9 protein-coding genes and 1 other RNA gene are annotated in these 17,341 nt (G+C 69.3%); 6 read left to right on the forward strand and 4 right to left on the reverse strand.

Annotated elements, in window-relative coordinates; all coding sequences use genetic code 11:
- The first annotated feature begins 100 nt into the window (after nucleotides 1-100).
- An RNA gene (gene ffs, locus BM355_RS09435) (signal recognition particle sRNA small type) lies at nucleotides 101-197 on the forward strand.
- A gap of 23 nt (nucleotides 198-220) precedes the next feature.
- The gene (gene gluQRS, locus BM355_RS09440; protein ID WP_091697698.1) at nucleotides 221-1,279 is read left to right on the forward strand and encodes a tRNA glutamyl-Q(34) synthetase GluQRS; all 1,059 of its coding nucleotides are present in this window, start codon (nucleotides 221-223) and stop codon (nucleotides 1,277-1,279) included.
- A gap of 13 nt (nucleotides 1,280-1,292) precedes the next feature.
- On the opposite strand, the gene BM355_RS09445 is transcribed toward gluQRS, so the two are convergent.
- Nucleotides 1,293-1,925, reverse strand: a complete 633-nt coding sequence (locus tag BM355_RS09445; RefSeq protein ID WP_245760714.1) for a malonic semialdehyde reductase — start codon at nucleotides 1,923-1,925, stop codon at nucleotides 1,293-1,295.
- A gap of 146 nt (nucleotides 1,926-2,071) precedes the next feature.
- Here BM355_RS09445 and BM355_RS09450 point away from each other — a divergent pair, with 146 nt between their 5' ends.
- The 4 genes from BM355_RS09450 (at nucleotide 2,072) to BM355_RS09465 (ending at nucleotide 8,669) form a co-directional block, all read left to right on the forward strand.
- The gene (locus BM355_RS09450) at nucleotides 2,072-5,416 is read left to right on the forward strand and encodes a DNA polymerase III subunit gamma and tau (protein ID WP_091697882.1); all 3,345 of its coding nucleotides are present in this window, start codon (nucleotides 2,072-2,074) and stop codon (nucleotides 5,414-5,416) included.
- A gap of 34 nt (nucleotides 5,417-5,450) precedes the next feature.
- On the forward strand, nucleotides 5,451-6,050 hold the full coding sequence (recR, locus tag BM355_RS09455; protein WP_091697704.1) for a recombination mediator RecR: 600 nt from the start codon (nucleotides 5,451-5,453) through the stop codon (nucleotides 6,048-6,050).
- Nucleotides 6,037-7,254, forward strand: coding sequence for an MFS transporter (locus BM355_RS09460; protein ID WP_091697706.1), 1,218 nt, complete (start codon nucleotides 6,037-6,039; stop codon nucleotides 7,252-7,254). Before recR ends, BM355_RS09460 begins: the two co-directional genes overlap by 14 nt.
- Before the next feature lie 128 nt (nucleotides 7,255-7,382).
- Nucleotides 7,383-8,669, forward strand: a complete 1,287-nt coding sequence (locus BM355_RS09465; RefSeq protein WP_091697708.1) for an aspartate kinase — start codon at nucleotides 7,383-7,385, stop codon at nucleotides 8,667-8,669.
- 11 nt (nucleotides 8,670-8,680) lie between these two features.
- On the opposite strand, the gene BM355_RS09470 is transcribed toward BM355_RS09465, so the two are convergent.
- The 3 genes from BM355_RS09470 to BM355_RS09480 all read right to left on the reverse strand — a co-directional run bounded on the left by BM355_RS09470 (nucleotide 8,681) and on the right by BM355_RS09480 (nucleotide 17,282).
- A complete protein-coding gene (locus BM355_RS09470; RefSeq protein ID WP_091697711.1) occupies nucleotides 8,681-9,106 on the reverse strand; it encodes a hypothetical protein in 426 nt (141 codons plus the stop codon).
- Between the two features lie 134 nt (nucleotides 9,107-9,240).
- A complete protein-coding gene (locus BM355_RS09475; RefSeq protein WP_091697713.1) occupies nucleotides 9,241-12,828 on the reverse strand; it encodes a S8 family serine peptidase in 3,588 nt (1,195 codons plus the stop codon).
- Between the two features lie 341 nt (nucleotides 12,829-13,169).
- Nucleotides 13,170-17,282 (reverse strand): S8 family serine peptidase, encoded by a 4,113-nt coding sequence (locus BM355_RS09480; RefSeq protein ID WP_091697715.1) that lies wholly within the window; start codon nucleotides 17,280-17,282, stop codon nucleotides 13,170-13,172.
- Nucleotides 17,283-17,341: the final 59 nt, after the last annotated feature.

Genomic DNA, 17,341 nt, shown 5'->3' on the forward strand with positions numbered 1-17,341 from the left:
GTGACCGTCGCACGAGCAGAGTCCATCATAACGGACGCCGCCCCTCGGGGACCAATCGGCCCCGGGAGGCCGCCACCGTCCCAACGCTGGTAGTATGGTCGGCGGCCCCTCACGTGGTGTCATCTCGCTGAACTCCCCCAGGACCGGAAGGTAGCAAGGGTAGGTGGGCTCTGGCAGGTGCGTGGGGGGTCTTTGACGTTCTCGGAAAGGTCCCCCACCCATGCGCGCAGGACGGTACGCCCCCAGCCCCACCGGTCAGCTGCACCTGGGCAATCTGCGCACGGCCCTGCTCGCCTGGCTCTTCGCCCGGCACACCGAGCGCACCTTCCTGCTGCGGATCGAGGACCTGGACCGGGTTCGCGCCGGCGCCGAGGCCCAGCAGCTGCGCGAGCTCGAGGCGATCGGCCTGAACTGGGACGCCGAGCCCGTCCGCCAGTCCGAGCGCATCGACCTCTATGAGCACGCCCTGGACGTCCTTCGCGAGCGCGGCCTGGTCTACGAGTGCTTCTGCTCGCGCAAGGACATCGCCGAGGCCACCAGCGCCCCTCATCCCACGCAGTCCCCCGCCTCCTCTGCACAGCTGCCCGACGACGGCCCCTCGCCTCACAGCGCGGGTCGCCTGCTGCTTCCGCCCGGCTCCTATCCGGGCACCTGCCGGAACCTCTCGGAATCAGAACGCGAGCGCCGTCGTCGGGACCGCCCTGCAGCCCTGCGGATCGACGCCGCGCGCGCCGCGGGAACCGACGGGGCACCGGCCCATCAGGTGACCGATGTGCTGCACGGGACGGTGCGGGCGGCGGTGGACGACTTCGTGCTGCGGCGCAATGACGGCGCGTTCGCCTACAACCTGGCTGTGGTGGTGGACGATCTCACGCAGGGCGTGGACCAGGTGGTGCGCGGCGACGACCTGCTCAGCTCGGCTCCGCGTCAGGACTGGCTGGCCGGGGTCCTGTGGGATGCCGGGGCGATCGAGGTGCCCGGTGAAGCACAGGACAGGCCCGTCACGGAGTACGCCCATGTGCCTCTGGTGCTCAACGCCGAGGGGAAGCGGCTGGCCAAGCGGGACGGCGCGGTGACCCTGGAGGACATGGGCGTGCTGGACGGCCTGGACGGCCAGGACATCCCGGACACCGAGCCCGCACCGTGGACGGCCGACCGGGTGCGCACGGTGCTGTTGGAGTCCGTCGGACTGCCCGGGGAGAGTCTGGACGCCGCCCTGGACGCGTTCGCCCCGGACCGTCTCCCCCGCACCCCCTGGATCTTCACCGGCCTCGACTGAGCTCGGTGCAGGCTCAGAGCACCTGGGCGGCCTGCTCGAACTCCAGCCGGCCGGCACGCGGGCGCTGGGCGTCCTCATCCTCGGGGTTCGGGGCGTGACCCACATTGATCACCAGCAGGGTCTTCCAGCCGTTCTCCGCATGGAACTCGGCGTCCACACCGGAGGTGTCCAGGCCGCCCATGGGGCCGACCTGCAGGCCGTGGGCGCGCAGGGCCAACATCAGGTAGCCGGTCTGGATCAGGGCGTTGGTGCGTGCCATGCCTTCGCGGACCTCAGCCTTGCCCTCGAACTGCTCGCGCGCGCCCTCGCGGTGCGGCGCCAGGTGCGGCATGTGCTCGTGCCAGCGGGGGTCATAGGCGGCCACCAGGGCCAGCGGTGCGGCCGCGGTCTTGTCCTGGTTCCCCGGGGCCATGTGGGCGATCAGACGCTCGCGCGCCTCAGCCGAGTCCACCACGGTCAGACGCAGCGGCTGGATGTTCATGGCGGTCGGCGCCCACCGCAGGTCCTCGTACACCTTCTGGACCAGGGCCACGTCCACCGGCTCGTCGGTGAAGGTGTTGGTGGTGTGCGCGCCCTCGAACAGCACGGCGAGCTGCTCCTGGGTCAGGGCGGGGAGGTCGGTCAGGGTGGCGGCAGAGGTGGTCACGGCCGGGCTCCTCGGGGAGTCGGGGTCAGGGTCCACCAGTGGTCAACCCACCCTGCGGCACGGTTCTTCCCGGTCCCCTTGCGCGTGCCCTCCGTTCCTGTGGACCGACCGTGCAGCACCGCCCTGCAGCGACTAGGGTGCTGTGGGTGACCACCGCCCTGTATCGCCGCTACCGCCCCGACTCCTTCGAGGACGTGATCGGGCAGGAGCACGTCACCGGACCCCTCATGCAGGCGCTGTCCAAGGACCGGGTCAACCACGCCTACCTCTTCTCCGGCCCCCGCGGCTGCGGCAAGACCACCTCGGCCCGCATTCTGGCGCGCTGTCTGAACTGTGCCCAGGGCCCCACCCCCACCCCGTGCGGTCAGTGCGACTCCTGCCAGGAGCTGGCCACCGGCGGCTCGGGCGCCCTGGACGTGATCGAGATCGACGCCGCCTCCCACGGCGGTGTGGACGACGCCCGAGATCTGCGCGAGCGGGCCACCTTCGCCCCGGTGCGAGACCGCTACAAGATCTTCATCATCGACGAGGCCCACATGGTCACCTCGGCGGGCTTCAACGCGCTGCTGAAGATCGTGGAGGAGCCGCCGGAGCACATCAAGTTCATCTTCGCCACCACCGAGCCGGACAAGGTGATCGGGACCATCCGTTCCCGCACGCACCACTATCCCTTCCGGCTGGTGCCGCCGGAGCCGCTGATGGAGTACCTGGAGCGGCTCTGTGCCCAGGAGAACGTGGCCGTGGCGCCCGGTGTGCTCTCGCTGGTGGTGCGCTCGGGCGGTGGGTCCGTGCGTGACACCCTCTCGGTGCTGGACCAGCTGATGGCCGGCGCCACCGAGGACGGGCTGGCCTATGACCTCACCGTCAACCTGCTCGGGTACACCCCGGATGCCCTGCTCGACGATGTGGTGGACGCTGTGGCCGCCTCCGATTCGCAGACCGTGTTCCGTGTGGTGGACCGGGTGGTGCAGTCCGGTCAGGACCCGCGCCGGTTCGTGGAGGACCTGTTGGAGCGGTTCCGCGACCTGGTGATCGTCAAGGCCATGCCGGATGCCGCCTCCTCCGTCCTGCATGGCATGCCCGAGGACCAGCTGCGTCGGCTCGAGACCCAGGCTGCCCAGCTGGGCGGCGGCGAGCTCTCCCGCGCGGCGGACATCACCAACCACGCCCTGACCGAGATGGTCGGCGCCACGAGTCCGCGGCTGCACCTCGAGCTGCTCATGGCCCGGCTGATGCTGCCCTCCACCGATCAGACCGAACGTGGCCTGGCCGCGCGGCTGGATCGGATCGAGCGCCGCCTCTCCTACGGAGGACAGGCAGAGGCAGGGCTTCCCGACGCCGGCCCCGCACCCTCTCCTGGCGCCTCACCTCAGCAGGGTGGCCAGGGGATGGATCAGGGTGCTCCGGGTCAGCAGGGCCTCTCCGGTGCCGCGCTGGCCCGCGCGGCGATGCGCCGGGACCAGCAGGGCGAAGCGCCAGCCGAGCGACCCGACCAGGCGCCGCAGACCCCGCAGTCGGCCGCGCGCCCACCGGCGGTCCAGCCCGCTCAGGACTCCCCCGTCCCGCCGTCCGAGCCGAACACCCCCACCATCCCTCCGGCCGCTGTGTCCGGCGAGGCAGAGCAGGAGCGCGAGGAGCAGGCCGAACAGCACCCCGCCGCCGCAACGCCCGTGCCGCAGAGCCAGCGTCCCGACGAGCCCGCGGCCGGCCCGGACCACCAGCCCGGCGTGCCCGAGCATGATCAGTCCGCACCGCGCCAGCAGGACGAGCCGGTGCAGACCGATCAGGCCCCGGCGCCCTCCCAGTCATCACCGCAGACTCAGCGTCCCGCTGCCCCTGCACCGTCCGCCGACTGGGGCGGCACCTGGGCCGTGCCGCCGGAGGAGCCCGCCCGCCAGGACCGGCCGGCGCCGTCTCAGGCACAGCATCCCGCACCGGCCCAGCAGGAACCGCAGGCGCGGCAGACCCCGCCCAACCAGCGCGAGCAGCTGCGCCCCGCACCGCCGGCCCCGGATGGCCCGTCGGCCTCGGCTGCCGATCGTGGGGCACCGCAGCACCAGCAGGCTCCCGGCCAGCAGCCCGAGTCCCCTGCGGGCCCACCGCAGCAGCCCTCCGGTGGCGGCAACTCGGTGGAGATGATCCGCCGTGCCTGGCCCGAGGTCCTGGACGTGCTGCAGGAGAACGCCCGGTTCATCTGGATCGTGGTCAGCCAGAACGCCTCCGTGGCCGGGTTCGACGGCCAGCTGCTGACCATCGGCTTCGCCAATGACGGCGCCCGCGACCGCGTGCAGCAGCGCGGGGGCGATCAGGACATCGCCCGTGCGGTGAACCAAGTCCTGGGCATGCAGCCGCAGATCGACCTCATCACGGGAGGGGCTGCTCCGGCAGGTGGTCCTGGCCCAAAAGCTGAGGGCCGCCCCACCCCGGCGGCCCCCCAGCCGCAGCAGTCCCCTGCCCCGGCACCCGCAGCAGGCCGGCAGCCAGCCGCACCGGCCCCAGCCCCGGAACGTGAGCATCAGCCAGCGGCCCCGGCTCCGCAGTCAGACCGTCCGGCCGGTCCCACCGGTGGCCGCCCCGCCGAGCCTCAGGGACCCCCGCCTGCTGACGAGAACCCCTGGGCCCTGCCCCCGGAGCCGGACGAGGATCCGTTCGATCCCTACGAGGAGCAGTACGCCCCCGAGGACGATCCCTACGCTCCCCTGGACACCTCTGCCTCATCCTCGGACCAGGATCCGGACCGTGGCGTCCTGGACGCCGAGGACATCCCGGTGTCCGACGCCGCTGCCACCCCTGCGTCCGACTCTCCCGCCGCTCCAGCACCCGCCGCTCCGGCAGCAGCAGAACCGACGCTCGAGGAGTCGGCCCCCGAGGAGCCGAAGGTCTCCCGGCCCGAACCCGGCTGGGGCATCCCGGTGTTCGCCCGGCCCGAGGCCGAGATGCGTGCCGAACGTGCCGGTGGCGCGGGATTCACCGCCGCATCCACCGCAGGCGAGTCCTCCGCCACGACGTCCGATCAGACCGCCCCGGACAGCTCCGGTACGCCGCACGGCCGCCGGGCCAGCAGGTTCCAGCAGATGATGGAGCAGTACAACAGGACCCAGGCCGGGGCCGCGGCGCCTCACCCCGGGACCAGCCCGCAGGCCTCCTCGATGTCCGCCGGCACCCCGGCCGGCGCGCCCACAGCGTCATCCTCGGCAGACGAACCCGGCGCCTCAGAGCCGTCCGCCTCCTCACCGCAGGCGGACGCCTCAGGTGAGGGGCCGTCGTCGGGACGCCCTGGCGGAGCCGGAGGCGCCACCGGCGCGGCCCACTCCACCGGCGGGGTGAACGCCCCGGGCGGGAACGGCTCCGTAGACTGGTCGGACGAGACCCCCAGTGATGACGATGAGACCATCGAGGACTCCGGCCTGGCCGGACGCCCCGTGGTGGAGCGCATCCTCGGGGCACGCCTGATCGAGGAACGCAGCCTCGACGGCGGACCGCTGGGCTGAGGCCCCGTCAGACCGACCCACCGAAAGGGGCACCGTGTACGAGGGCGCCGTCCAGGACCTGATCGACGAGCTCGGACGCCTCCCCGGGATCGGGCCCAAGTCCGCCCAGCGGATCGCCTTCCACATCCTGGAGGCCGATTCCGAGGACATGATCCGCCTGGCCGACTCCATCCGCACGGTCAAGGACAAGGTCAAGCTGTGCCGGATCTGCTTCAACGTCTCCGAACAGGAGACCTGCGGGATCTGCCGGGACGAGCGGCGTGACGGGACCGCGATCTGCGTCGTCGAGGAGTCCAAGGACGTAGTGGCCATCGAGCGCACGCGCACCTTCCGTGGCCGGTACCACGTGCTCGGCGGTGCCATCAACCCGATCGGCGGGATCGGCCCGGACCAGCTGCACATCCGTGAGCTGCTCACCCGTCTGCAGGACGACACCATCCAGGAGGTCATCCTCGCCACCGACCCCAACCTGGAGGGCGAGGCCACGGCCACCTACCTCTCACGCATGCTCGGCTCCACCGGCATCACCGTGACCCGTCTGGCCTCCGGCCTGCCGGTGGGCGGAGACCTGGAGTACGCGGACGAGGTGACGCTCGGCCGAGCCTTCGAGGGCCGCCGCAATGTCACCGGCTGAGGACCGCCAGCGTCCCGACGACGCCCCTCGCCTCTGGACGCCCAGCTTCTGGGCCGCGGTGGTCGCCATGTTCGGCGTGTCCATGGTGTTCATCACCACGATGACCTACATGGCCCTCTACGCCGTGGAGCGGTTCGGGGTGCAGGACGCCGTGGCCGGATTCGCGGCCAGCTCGTTCATCCTCGGCGCCGCACTGGTGCGGATCATCTCCGGGAAGTACCTGGACTTCATCGGGCGCAAGCGGCTGCTGCTGATCGCCCTGATCGTGTTCCTGGCCTGCTGCCTGGTCTATCCGTTGACGTGGGACTTCACGAGTCTGGTGGGGCTGCGGCTGCTGCACGGCATGGCGTTCGGCGGTGCCGGCACCGCCCTGACCGCCTCCGTGGTGGACCTGGTCCCGCGGGCCCGGCGCAGCGAGGGCGTGGGGTACTTCGGGGCGGCCTCCACCATCTCCACCGCCCTCGGACCGCTCGCCGCCGTCCAGCTCTCCGGGATGTTCGGCGCGGACGCCGTGTTCTGGTTCATCTCCGGCGCCTCAGTGCTGGCCCTCGGCGCGGTCCTGCTGGGCCGCTTCCCCGAGCGGACCCCCACCCCGGAGGAGCACGCCCGCCGCTTCCGTCTGAGCCTCTCGGATGTGCTGGACCCGGATGCCCTGCCCCCGGCGCTCGTGCTGCTCCTGGCGGCCTCGGGCTACGCCGGGGTGGTCACGTTCCTGAACACCGCCCTGCTGGAACGGGGCATGGTCACCGCCGCGTCCCTGTTCTTCGTCGCCTACGCCGCCGGCATGCTCCTGGTCCGACTGTTCGCCGGGCGCATCCAGGACACCCGCGGGGACAACACCGTGATGCTGCCTCTGTTCGCCCTGTTCATCCTCTCCCTGGTCATGCTGGCGGTCGCCGAGCACACCTGGGTGGTGCTGGCCGCCGGTGTGCTGGGCGGGATCGGGTTCGGGGGCATCACCCCGGCCCTGCAGGTCATCGGCGTCACCCGCGCCCGTCCCGAACGACTGGGCATCGCCACCTCCACCCACTACATGATGCTGGACCTGGGCGTGGCCATCGGACCCGTGGTGTTCGGCCTGCTCATCCCCCTGGTCGGCTACACCGGGATGTACCTGGCCCTGGCCGTCACCGGCACACTCTCCGTGGTCCTCTACTGGCTGGTCCACGGGCGGGCCGCCTCACCCGGCCACCGTCCCTCCTGATCCCGACGACGTCACGTGCGTGACGTCGTCGTGGTCACCTTCAGGAGGGCGCAGGTCTCGGGATCTAGACTTGCCCCCAGTTCCCCACCCATCGGGCCGCGGCGCGGCCCAGACGCAGCGAGGTCTGCATGAGCCTGATAGTCCAGAAGTACGGCGGTTCCTCCGTCTCGGATGCCGCCGGCATCCAGCGGGTGGCACGCCGGATCGTCCAGACCCAGCGGGCCGGCCACGAGGTGGTCGTGGTGGTCTCCGCCATGGGTGACACCACCGATGAGCTGCTGGACCTGGCCGCTCAGCTGACCGAGGACGCTCCGGCGCGCGAGATGGACATCCTGCTCTCGGCCGGCGAACGCATCTCGATGGCGCTGCTGGCCATGGCCATCCACGCCGAGGGATCCTCGGCGCAGTCCTTCACCGGGTCCCAGGCGGGCATGTTCACCGACTCGCTGCACGGCCAGGCCCGGATCATCGACGTCTCTCCGCACCGGGTCAAGACCGCCGTGGAGCGCGGGGAGATCGCGATCGTGGCCGGGTTCCAGGGCATGAGCCGGGAGTCCAACGACATCACCACCATGGGCCGCGGCGGCTCCGACACCACAGCGGTGGCCCTGGCGGCCGCCCTGGACGCCGAGGTGTGCGAGATCTACACGGATGTGGACGGGATCTACACCGCGGATCCGCGTGTGGTCTCCTCCGCGCGCAAGATCGAGGAGATCAGCTCCGAGGAGATGCTGGAGATGGCCGCCTCCGGCTCCAAGATCCTGCACCTGCGCTGCGTGGAGTACGCCCGCCGCTTCGGCGTCCCGCTGCACGTGCGCTCCTCCTTCTCCCAGAACGAGGGCACCTGGGTGCGGCCCAACCCCGACGACATCATCACCTTTGAGGAAGGCGAACCCATGGAACAGCCGATCGTCTCCGGCGTGGCACACGACCGGTCCGAGGCCAAGGTCACCATCGTCGGCGTCCCGGACATCCCGGGCAAGGCCGCGGAGATCTTCAACGTGATCGCCTCCGCCAACTCCAACATCGACATGATCGTGCAGAACGTCTCCCGGGCCGGCTCAGGCCGGACGGACATCTCCTTCACGGTGCCGATCGTGGAGGGCAAGGCCGCCATGCAGGCCCTGTGCGACGCTCAGGAGCGCATCGGGTTCGAGGACGTGGTGCATGACCGCAACATCGGCAAGCTCTCCCTGATCGGGGCCGGCATGCGCTCCAACCCCGGCGTCTCCGCACGGTTCTTCGAGGCGCTGCACCAGGCCGGGGTGAACATCGATCTGATCTCCACCTCGGAGATCCGCATCTCCGTGGTCACCCGCGAGGACCTGCTGGACACTGCCGTGCGCGCTGTCCACGAGGCCTTCGACCTGGATGCCGAGGAAGAGGCGACCGTCTACGGCGGCACCGGCCGCTGATCCCGGGCGACTCAGGCGCGGGCTGCGCCCACCGGCGAGGCCGTGGCGCGTCGGGTCCCCTCGCGGATCCACAGCCACAGTCCGGTGGCGGCGTGTAGGAGGATGCCCAGCAGTGACAGGGCGCCCGCGCTGATGGAGTCGGGACTCGTAGCCAGGTGGGCCGCCGCAGCCGCCAGGATCGACAGGCTGCTGAGCACGCTCAGGGCGATCAGCCCCGCCTCCGACGCGCGGTGACGAAAGAGACCGCTGCGGACGCGGATGACGGTCATCACCGTTGCGGTGACGGAGAGCAGTCCGAAGACGATGTTCAGCCAGCCGCCCCGGTCCTCGAAGGGCAGCCGGGTGACCACCACGAACACCGGCAGGAACGCCAGGTGCAGGGCGCTGGCCCAGTAGGACAGGGTTGAGGGACCGGTCAGGCCCTGGGGGTGGTTCATGGGTCTCCATCGTCGTGAGCTGGTCTGAATGAGACTGAGCCCCCCCAGGCCATACGGCCTGAGGGGGCTCAGTGCTGTTGAGCAGTGATGCCGTCCGGGTCAGGAGGACTCAGTCTCCCGACCCGGACGACGGGTCACTCGCCCAGGGACTGGTCGAGGCGGTGCAGGAACGCAGCCACCTCGCCACGGGTGATCGGGTCGTTGACACCGAAGGTGCCGTCGACTCGACCGTTGGTCAGCTCCTCGGACTTCATCCAGGAGATGGCCTCATGATGTGCGGTGCCCGGGGCCACGTCGGAGAACGGGGCCTCGTTGGTCGCCGAGAACTCGGCACCGGCGTACCGGTACACGAAGGAGGCGAACTCACCGCGGGTCACCGACTGGCCGGAGCGGAAGGTGCCGTCCGTGTAGCCGGTGGTGATGTCCTGGGCAGCGGCCCAGGTGATCGGGGTGTAGTGGGTGTATCCGGCGGACACATCCTCGAAGGGGCTCACTGCCGGAGCAGAGAACTCGTCACCGGAGTGGCGGTACAGGAAGGCCACGGACTCAGCGCGGCTGATGTCCTTGCCCTTGCGGTACGTGCCGTCGGAGTAGCCGCGGGTGATGTCAGCACACTGCATCCAGCGCACGTCGGCGTAGTACTGCGAGCCGGGTGCGTTGTCGGTGAAGTCCTCCAGCGTGCACTCACCGGGCTCGCCGGCACCGGCGCCCACGGTCACGGAGACCGCGGTGGTGACACCCGGTGCCCAGGTGACGACGCCCTTCCAGACGCCCTCGGTCAGACCGGACCAGGCCAGCTCGGCCTCAGTGGTCTCACCCTGGGTGATGTTCACCGGGTCAGGGTTCACGGTGAGGTTGCCGGCGTCGCCCGCCAGCTGCACGTGCTCCAGAGTGGCAGTGGCTTCGCCGTTGCCCTCAGAGCTGTACAGGTTGGACACCACCAGGTAGCGGCCTGCAGCGGGGTTCGGGATGACCAGCTCCTCGGAGCCGGCTGCCGTCGCCACGTTGATCTGGCGGCCGGCCGGGGTGATGACGAACATGTCCCAGTCAGCGACCCCGTCATGTGCCTGCAGCTTCAGCACCAGCGAGTTCACGCCCTCGCCCACAGCGATCTGCTGCAGGTCGTTGTGGGCGTTGTTGCCACCGAAGAGAGCTCCGGGGACCTTGGTGAAGGTCACGGACTCGGCCTTGGCCAGACCATCGATCGTGGGATCGATGGCACCCGTGACGCCGCCCTGCAGCTCCACGGTCTCAGAGCCCTGGGCGCCCTCGCCCTCCACGGAGGAGGTTGCGGACAGATCCAGCGCGCGCAGGGTCACCGGAGAGGTGACGGACTGGCCCGCAGGCTTGATCCAGGTCAGGGAACCGTGGTTCCACTCATTGTGGTTGGCCGTGGTGCGGCTGAAGGTGATGGTCACCTCAGCGGACTCGCCCTTGGCCAGCGAGACGGTGGCCGGGGAGACGGACACGTCGAAGCCCGGGACATCGGCCTCAGCGGCCCAGGTGCCGGCCTGAGTGGCGGTCACGGTGCGCTTGACGGTGGCGGTGTTCACCAGGTCGGACACGGCGATGGACGGGACGTTGACGTCACGACCGCGCATGGTGCCCAGCAGCAGGGCATCCCACTGACGGGAGTCCGACTCGTAGACCAGACCCGGCTGGGCCATCTTCGCCGGGTCGGCAGAGCCGGCACCGGTGGCGAAGTTGTCCAGGTTGACCGAGCCGTTGGCGTTCTTGACGTCACCGGCGGTGGTCATCATGGCCGACTTGATGGCCATCGGGGACCAGTCAGGGTTCTTGCCGGCCATCAGCGCCGCCATGCCTGCCAGGTTCGGGGCAGCCATCGAGGTGCCGGACATCAGACCGAAGGAGTCCCCACCGTAGTTGGGGTCCAGCGGCGAGACGCCAGCGATCACGTTCACGCCCGGTGCGGCGACATCGGGCTTGAGCAGCTCGAGGTTCACAGCGTTGGACGGTCCACGGGAGGAGAATCCGGCGATCTGAGGCTGAGGGGCACCCGGCAGTCCGGTGGTGTCACCGGAGACGAGGGTGGCCTGAACGTCGGTGTCGCGCACGTGGGTCTTGATGGACTCATCCGAGGTGTGGACGGTGGGCACGGAATGCAGATCTGCATCCTCGGAGCCGCCACCGATGTTCACCAGGACCATGCCGACGCCACCGGCCTCGTCGACGGCCTGGGACTTCTCCACGCGAGCCGTCTCACCGCGGTCGCAGACCACGATCTTGCCGTCGGCCTTGGCCGGGTCGAGTGCACCGAGGTAGCACAGACGGACCTCGTTCGCGGGCTTGCCCTCCAGGCCGACCTCTTCGGCCAGCACGATGTCAGCCGGGCCGACACCGTTGGCCATGGAGCTGACGCCCCGGAACTTCTTGCCGTCGGCGAACTCCACGGTGCCGGTCAGCTCATTGGAGAAGGTGGAGGCCGCCACCGAGGTCAGCCACGGCGAGGAGTGGGCCACGGTGTCCGGGGTCGGGCCGGAGTTGCCGGCCGACGCCGAGACGAAGATGCCAGCCTCAGCAGCGGACTTGAAGGCCAGAGCGACCGGGTCCACCACCGAGTTGTTGTTGCCGGAGATCGAGTAGTTCAGCACATCGACGTTGTCGGTGATGCCGGCCTCGATGGCGGCGACGGAGCCGGAGCCGTAGCAGCCGCCGGTGTCCGGATCGGTGTCCTCCCAGCAGACCTTGTAGGCGGCGATCTTGGCGGCCGGAGCCACACCGGATCCCATGCCGTAGGACTGGTCGCCGTTCATGATCTGCTCGACGCCATGGTTGCCTGCGGCGGTGGTCGCCGTGTGGGTGCCGTGAGAACTGATGTCCAGGGGCGAGATCCGCTCATTGGGATCGCGGTCCGTGGGCGGGACGTAGGCGAGGAAGTCGTCGGCGAAGTAGCGAGCGCCCACGAGCTTGTCGTTGCAGTCGTCGGCCGTGAAGTCCTCTCCGACCTCACATTCGCCGCGATACGTGGTGCCATCGGCCTTGAGCATGGCGATGCGTCCGCTGGACTCCAGGTAGGGCACACCCACCTGAGGAGCACCGGAGAGCGGCTTGACGGGTTCGCCGGCCACGAAGGGATTGTCCGGGTGGATGCCGGTGTCGATCACACCGACCACCACGCCCTTGCCGGCCTGTTCGATGCCGCCGTAGGTCTTGTTCCAGGTGTCCCCGGTCTCCGGAGTCAGTCCGAGGAACTCGGTGGACGAGTAGTCCGGCGCGAGCTCCTCATCCTCGGAGACGGCCAGGACACGGTCGTCCTGGGAGAGGGCCAGTGCCTGGTCTGCGGTCAGCTCCGCCACGAAGCCGTTCAGCGCCGTGGTGAAGTGGTGCTTGACCGCGACGTCAGCAGTCGAGGCGACCGCCGTCTGCTGAGCCGTCAGGTAGTTGTCGTACTTCTGGACCGCCGGCGAGTCCGCGCGGAACTCTCCGCCGGACGAGGTGACCGAGGTGGCGGGAATCCCCTCCACGCCACCGTCATAGGTTGCTGCCGGCTGCTCCTTCAGGATCACGAAGTAGCGGCCGTCTTCATACTTCTTGACGCCCTGGAGCTGCTGCAGCAGCTCGTGCTGTGCTGCGTCCGGCTTCTCTGCCGAGGGCGCTGCTGCCGCTGGCAGCGCCGCGAACGACGCTCCCAGCATCCCGATCCCGGCGGCCGCCGAGACCAGTGCCCGGAGGCGCCGGGGCTGTGTGGGGTTCGTAGACATGAACCTCCGCCTTTCCTCACCATGATGTTGTCTGGGCGCTCGCGCGGCCCGGACCGAATGAGGTCCGTGCAGTCGAGACCGCACGGACCGCCCAGCCAGCGGCGTGTGATGCACGACACGACCTGGGGATAACCTGACAGTACCTGAGCGTTCCCTGAGTCGGTAGGCCTGAAACGCATCTTTAACATGAATGACGTCCGGCTGACGAAGGATGCGCAGGTCACCTCGCGGCCGGAAGCCCCTTCAGTCCCCTGAACACGACTCATCCCCGGAGCCTCACGGGCGCCGGGGATGAGTCGTCTCAGGGCTGGGTCAGTCGATGTCGACCGTTCCGGACCTCATCAGTCCTCCTGGCTGAGGTCATACCGGTGCATCAGTGCAGCCACCTCTGCGCGGGTGATGGGCTGGGTCGGACGGAAGGTCCCGTCCACGTAGCCGGTGGACAGCCCCTCTCGCTGCAGCCACTCGATGGCGACCCGGTGAGCGCTGCCCGCCGGAACGTCGTCGAAGCTGTCCGCACTGGCCTGGGCACCGCGGTTCTCCACCACTGCGCGGTAGAGGAACGAGGCGAACTCTCCGCGGGTGACCTCACGGCCCGGCTTGAAGGTGCCGTCCGTGTAGCCGGTGGAGACCTTGGTCTCCTTCGCCCAGGAGATGGGCTGGAAGAAGGTGTGGTTCACCGGCACATCGGTGAAGTCCTTCGCCTGGGCGGCCGTGAACTCCGGGTCCACATACCGGTAGATGAAGGCCACCGACTCACCGCGGGAGACATCCTTGCGGGGCTTGAAGGTGCCGTCTGAATAGCCGAGGGAGATCTCCGAGCACTGCATCCAGCGGATGGCGTCGTACATCGGCGCCGTGGCGGGGTTGTCGCTGAACTCCGGCAGCTTGCAGGTCGGAACGGGCTCCGGCTCAGGCTCGGGCACGACGACGGCCTCCACCGTGAGCGTGAAGGTCTCGGTCACGCTCTCCTCGCCGAGCACGGCGGTCACGGTCACCTCGAAGGTGCCCGGTGCCGTGGGGGCGCCGGAGATCACACCGGTGGAGGAGTCGAAGCTCACCCCGGCCGGCAGGCCGGCCACGGTGATCTCGGCGTCGTCACGGTTCACCTCGACGGCGATCGGGGCGATCTGCTCACCCTCGCTCGCGGCGACATCGGCGATCGGCGAGATCGCCAGGGCAGGCACCGCCTCCTCGACCGTGAGCGTGAACGTCTGCGTGGCCGTCTCTGCGCCGACAGTGGCGGTCACCGTGATCTCGAAGGATCCGGACTCGGCGGGGGTTCCTGCGATCGCACCGGTGGCGGGATCGTAGGACACGCCCTCAGGCAGCCCGGTCACGGTGACGTCTGCGTCCTCGCGGTTCAGTTCGACGGAGATCGGTGCGATGGCCTGGCCGACCGTTGCGGTGGCGTCGGCGATCGGGCTGAGGACGAGGTCAGGCTGAGGTCCGACCTCCACGGTCAACAGCGTGTTGACGCCGGGCCGCCACTCGACGGCACCGTACCAGGTGCCCTCGGACAGTCCCTTCCAGTGCACAGTGGCCTCCATGTCCTGACCGGCGGTGACCACCAAGGGGTCCGGGGTGACGCTCAGATTGCGGGCGTCGTCACGGACGACGGCGATGCCCAGATCGGCGGTGGCCTCGGACCGGTCCGAGGTGGCGAACATCTGGGTCAGAGTCGTCCATTCACCGGGCTCCGGGTTGGGGACCACGATCCGCTCCGACATCGCCATGGTTGCACCCGTGGTGATCAGTGAGCTGGACGGGGTCCGCAGACGCAGGTCCCAGTCGTCCCCGGCACGCTGGGAGTCCACCGCGACCACCAGGGCCTTGGTGCCCACCGGAACGGTGACCTTCTTGACTCGGTTGGAGGCGTCCTCTGTCAACGAGACGTTGCCGGGAGCCTTGGTGATGGACTCCTTCTCCCCCTGGGTCAGACCCGCGAAGGCCGGGGTCAGGGTGCCGCTGATGCCCGGCATCAGCTCGACCGGGGCCGAACCACTGGGGCCTTCACCGGTCACGTCCGACGGAGCGACCAGATCAAGGCCGCGCAGCGTCACCGGCGAGGTGACGGTCTTGCCGGTGGCACTGGTCCAGGTGAAGGACCCGTGCACCCACTCACTGGGAGCTCCCTGCCGGGTGAAGGTGAGGGTGACCTGGGCCTTCTCACCCTCCTTCAGCTCCAGGGTCGCCGGAGCGGCGGACACCGCGTAGCCCGGGATGTCCCCGGAGAGGGTCCAGGTGCCGTCCTCGGTGGCGGTCACCGTACGCTCCACGGAGGCGCTGGCACCCACATCAGGGATGGCCACGGACGCCAGGTTCACCTGACGCGCGGGCAAGGGGTTGATCGTGGAGCCCACTCGGGTCCACTCATCCAGGGTGGACTCGTAGACGAGACCGGGAGCGTCCATGGCCTTCGGGTCCACGTGACCGGCGCCGGTGGCGAAGTTGTCGGCATCGACGCTGCCATCGCCCTTCTTGACGTCGGTGCTGGTGGTCATCATCGCGGACTTGACCGCCATCGGTGACCAGTCCGGGTGCTGGGCGGCCAGCAGCGCGGCCAGGCCGGCGACGTTCGGAGCGGACATGGATGTTCCGGACATCAGACCGAAGGTGTTGCCGTTGGCGCCAGGGTCATGGGGGCTGATGCCGGCCATCACGTTCACGCCGGGTGCTGAGATGTCCGGCTTCAGGAGTTCGTTGTTCACGGCGTTGGAGGGCCCGCGCGAGGAGAACCCGGCGATCTGGGGCAGCGGCGCCTCAGGCAGCCCGGTGGTGTCGCCCACCACGATCGAGGCCTTGAGGTCCGTGGTGGAGACCTTGGTCTTGATGGACTCGTCCGAGGTGTGGACCGTGGGGACCGAGTGCACGTCGGCATCCTCGGAGCCGCCACCGATGTTCACCAGGACCATGCCGACGCCACCGGCGTCCTTGACGGCCTGGGACTTCTCCACGCGGGCCGTCTCACCGCGGTCGCAGACCACGATCTTGTCCTCGGCCTTGGCCGGGTCGAGTGCACCGAGATGGCACAGGCGGGCCTCGTTCGCGCTCTTGCCCTCCAGTCCGACCTCTTCGGCCAGCACCACGTCCTTGTCCTCCACCGCGACTCGGGTGGAGGAGGCGCCGCGGAACTTGGTGCCGTCGGCGAACTCAGCGGTGGCCGTCATCTCGTTGGAGAAGGTGGAGGCCGCCACTGTGGTCAGCCAGGGGGATGAGTGGTTGACGGTGTTGGCCGTCGGCCCTGAGTTGCCTCCGGAGGCCGCCACGAAGATCCCTGCCGCCGCAGCTGAGCGGAAGGCTCGGGCCACGCTGTCGGTGGTGGAGTTGTTGTTGCCGGAGATCGAGTAGTTCAGGACGTCCACGTTGTCCTGAATGGCTGCTTCGATGGCACCCACGGAGGCACTGGTGTAGCAGCCACCGGTGTCCGGGTTGGTGTCCTCCCAGCAGATCTTGTACACCGAGACCTTGGCTTCCGGGGCCACACCGGAACCGGTTCCATAGGTCTCGCCATCGATGGTCTGCTCCACACCTGCGTTGCCGGCGGCCGTGGTGGCGGTGTGCGTGCCGTGGCCTCCCACATCCACCGGAGAGTTCTTCTCGTGCGGAGCGATCTGGGTGGGCGGGACCAGGCGGATGAAGTCATCGGCGAAGTAGCGGGCCGCCACGACCTTGGAGTTGCAGGTGTCTGCGGAGAAGTCCTGGCCCTCCTGACATTCACCCTTGAACGTGCCGCCGTCGGCCTTGAGCATGGCGATCCGGCCGTCGCTGTCCCGGTACGGCACGCCCACCTCGGGGCTGGCGCCGTCCGCCAGCGGCTGCACGGGCTCTCCGGCCAGGAACTCCTGCTCCGGGTAGTAGCCCGAGTCGATGATGCCGATGACCACGCCCTTGCCGGCGTTCTCCACGCCACCGTAGGTCGAGTTCCATGTCCCGTTCTCACCCGGCAGCCCCAGGTAGTCGGTGGAGGAGTAGTCCGGTGCGTTCTGCACGTCCTCCTCCACGGCCAGCACGCGCGGGTCCTTGGACAGTTCCAGGGCCTGCTCTGCCGTCAGATCCGCCACGAAGCCGTTCAGTGCCGTGGTGAAGTGCGTGCCGATCTCCACACCCTGTGAGGAGGCGACGCTCTGCTGCTGCAGGCGCAGGTGACGGTCGTACTTCTGGACCGCTGCGGCCTCAGTGTCGAACTGATTGCCTTCCGCCGCAGTGGGGGCCAGGCCCTTGATGCCGCCGGTGTAGGTGACGGCCGGCTCGCCCGCCAGGGTCACGATGTACCGGCCCTCGGTGAATGCGGACGCCGCCGCATCGTTCACCTGGCCCGGCCCTGTGGGCTCTGCGCCACCCGGTGCGGCCACAGCCGGAAGGGTGGCCAGCGAACTGGCCAACAGTCCGGCTGACGCCACGGCGGCAGCCAACGCCCGGCGGTGCCGGACGCGTGGGGGTAGGGGGGTCATGGTCATTCCTCTTCTCACCAGATGCGATCCGTGCTCGATACCGCACGGCAGCCCGGCAG

The sequence above is a fragment of the Micrococcus terreus genome (genome assembly GCF_900116905.1).
Taxonomy (GTDB): Bacteria; Actinomycetota; Actinomycetes; order Actinomycetales; family Micrococcaceae; genus Citricoccus; species Citricoccus terreus.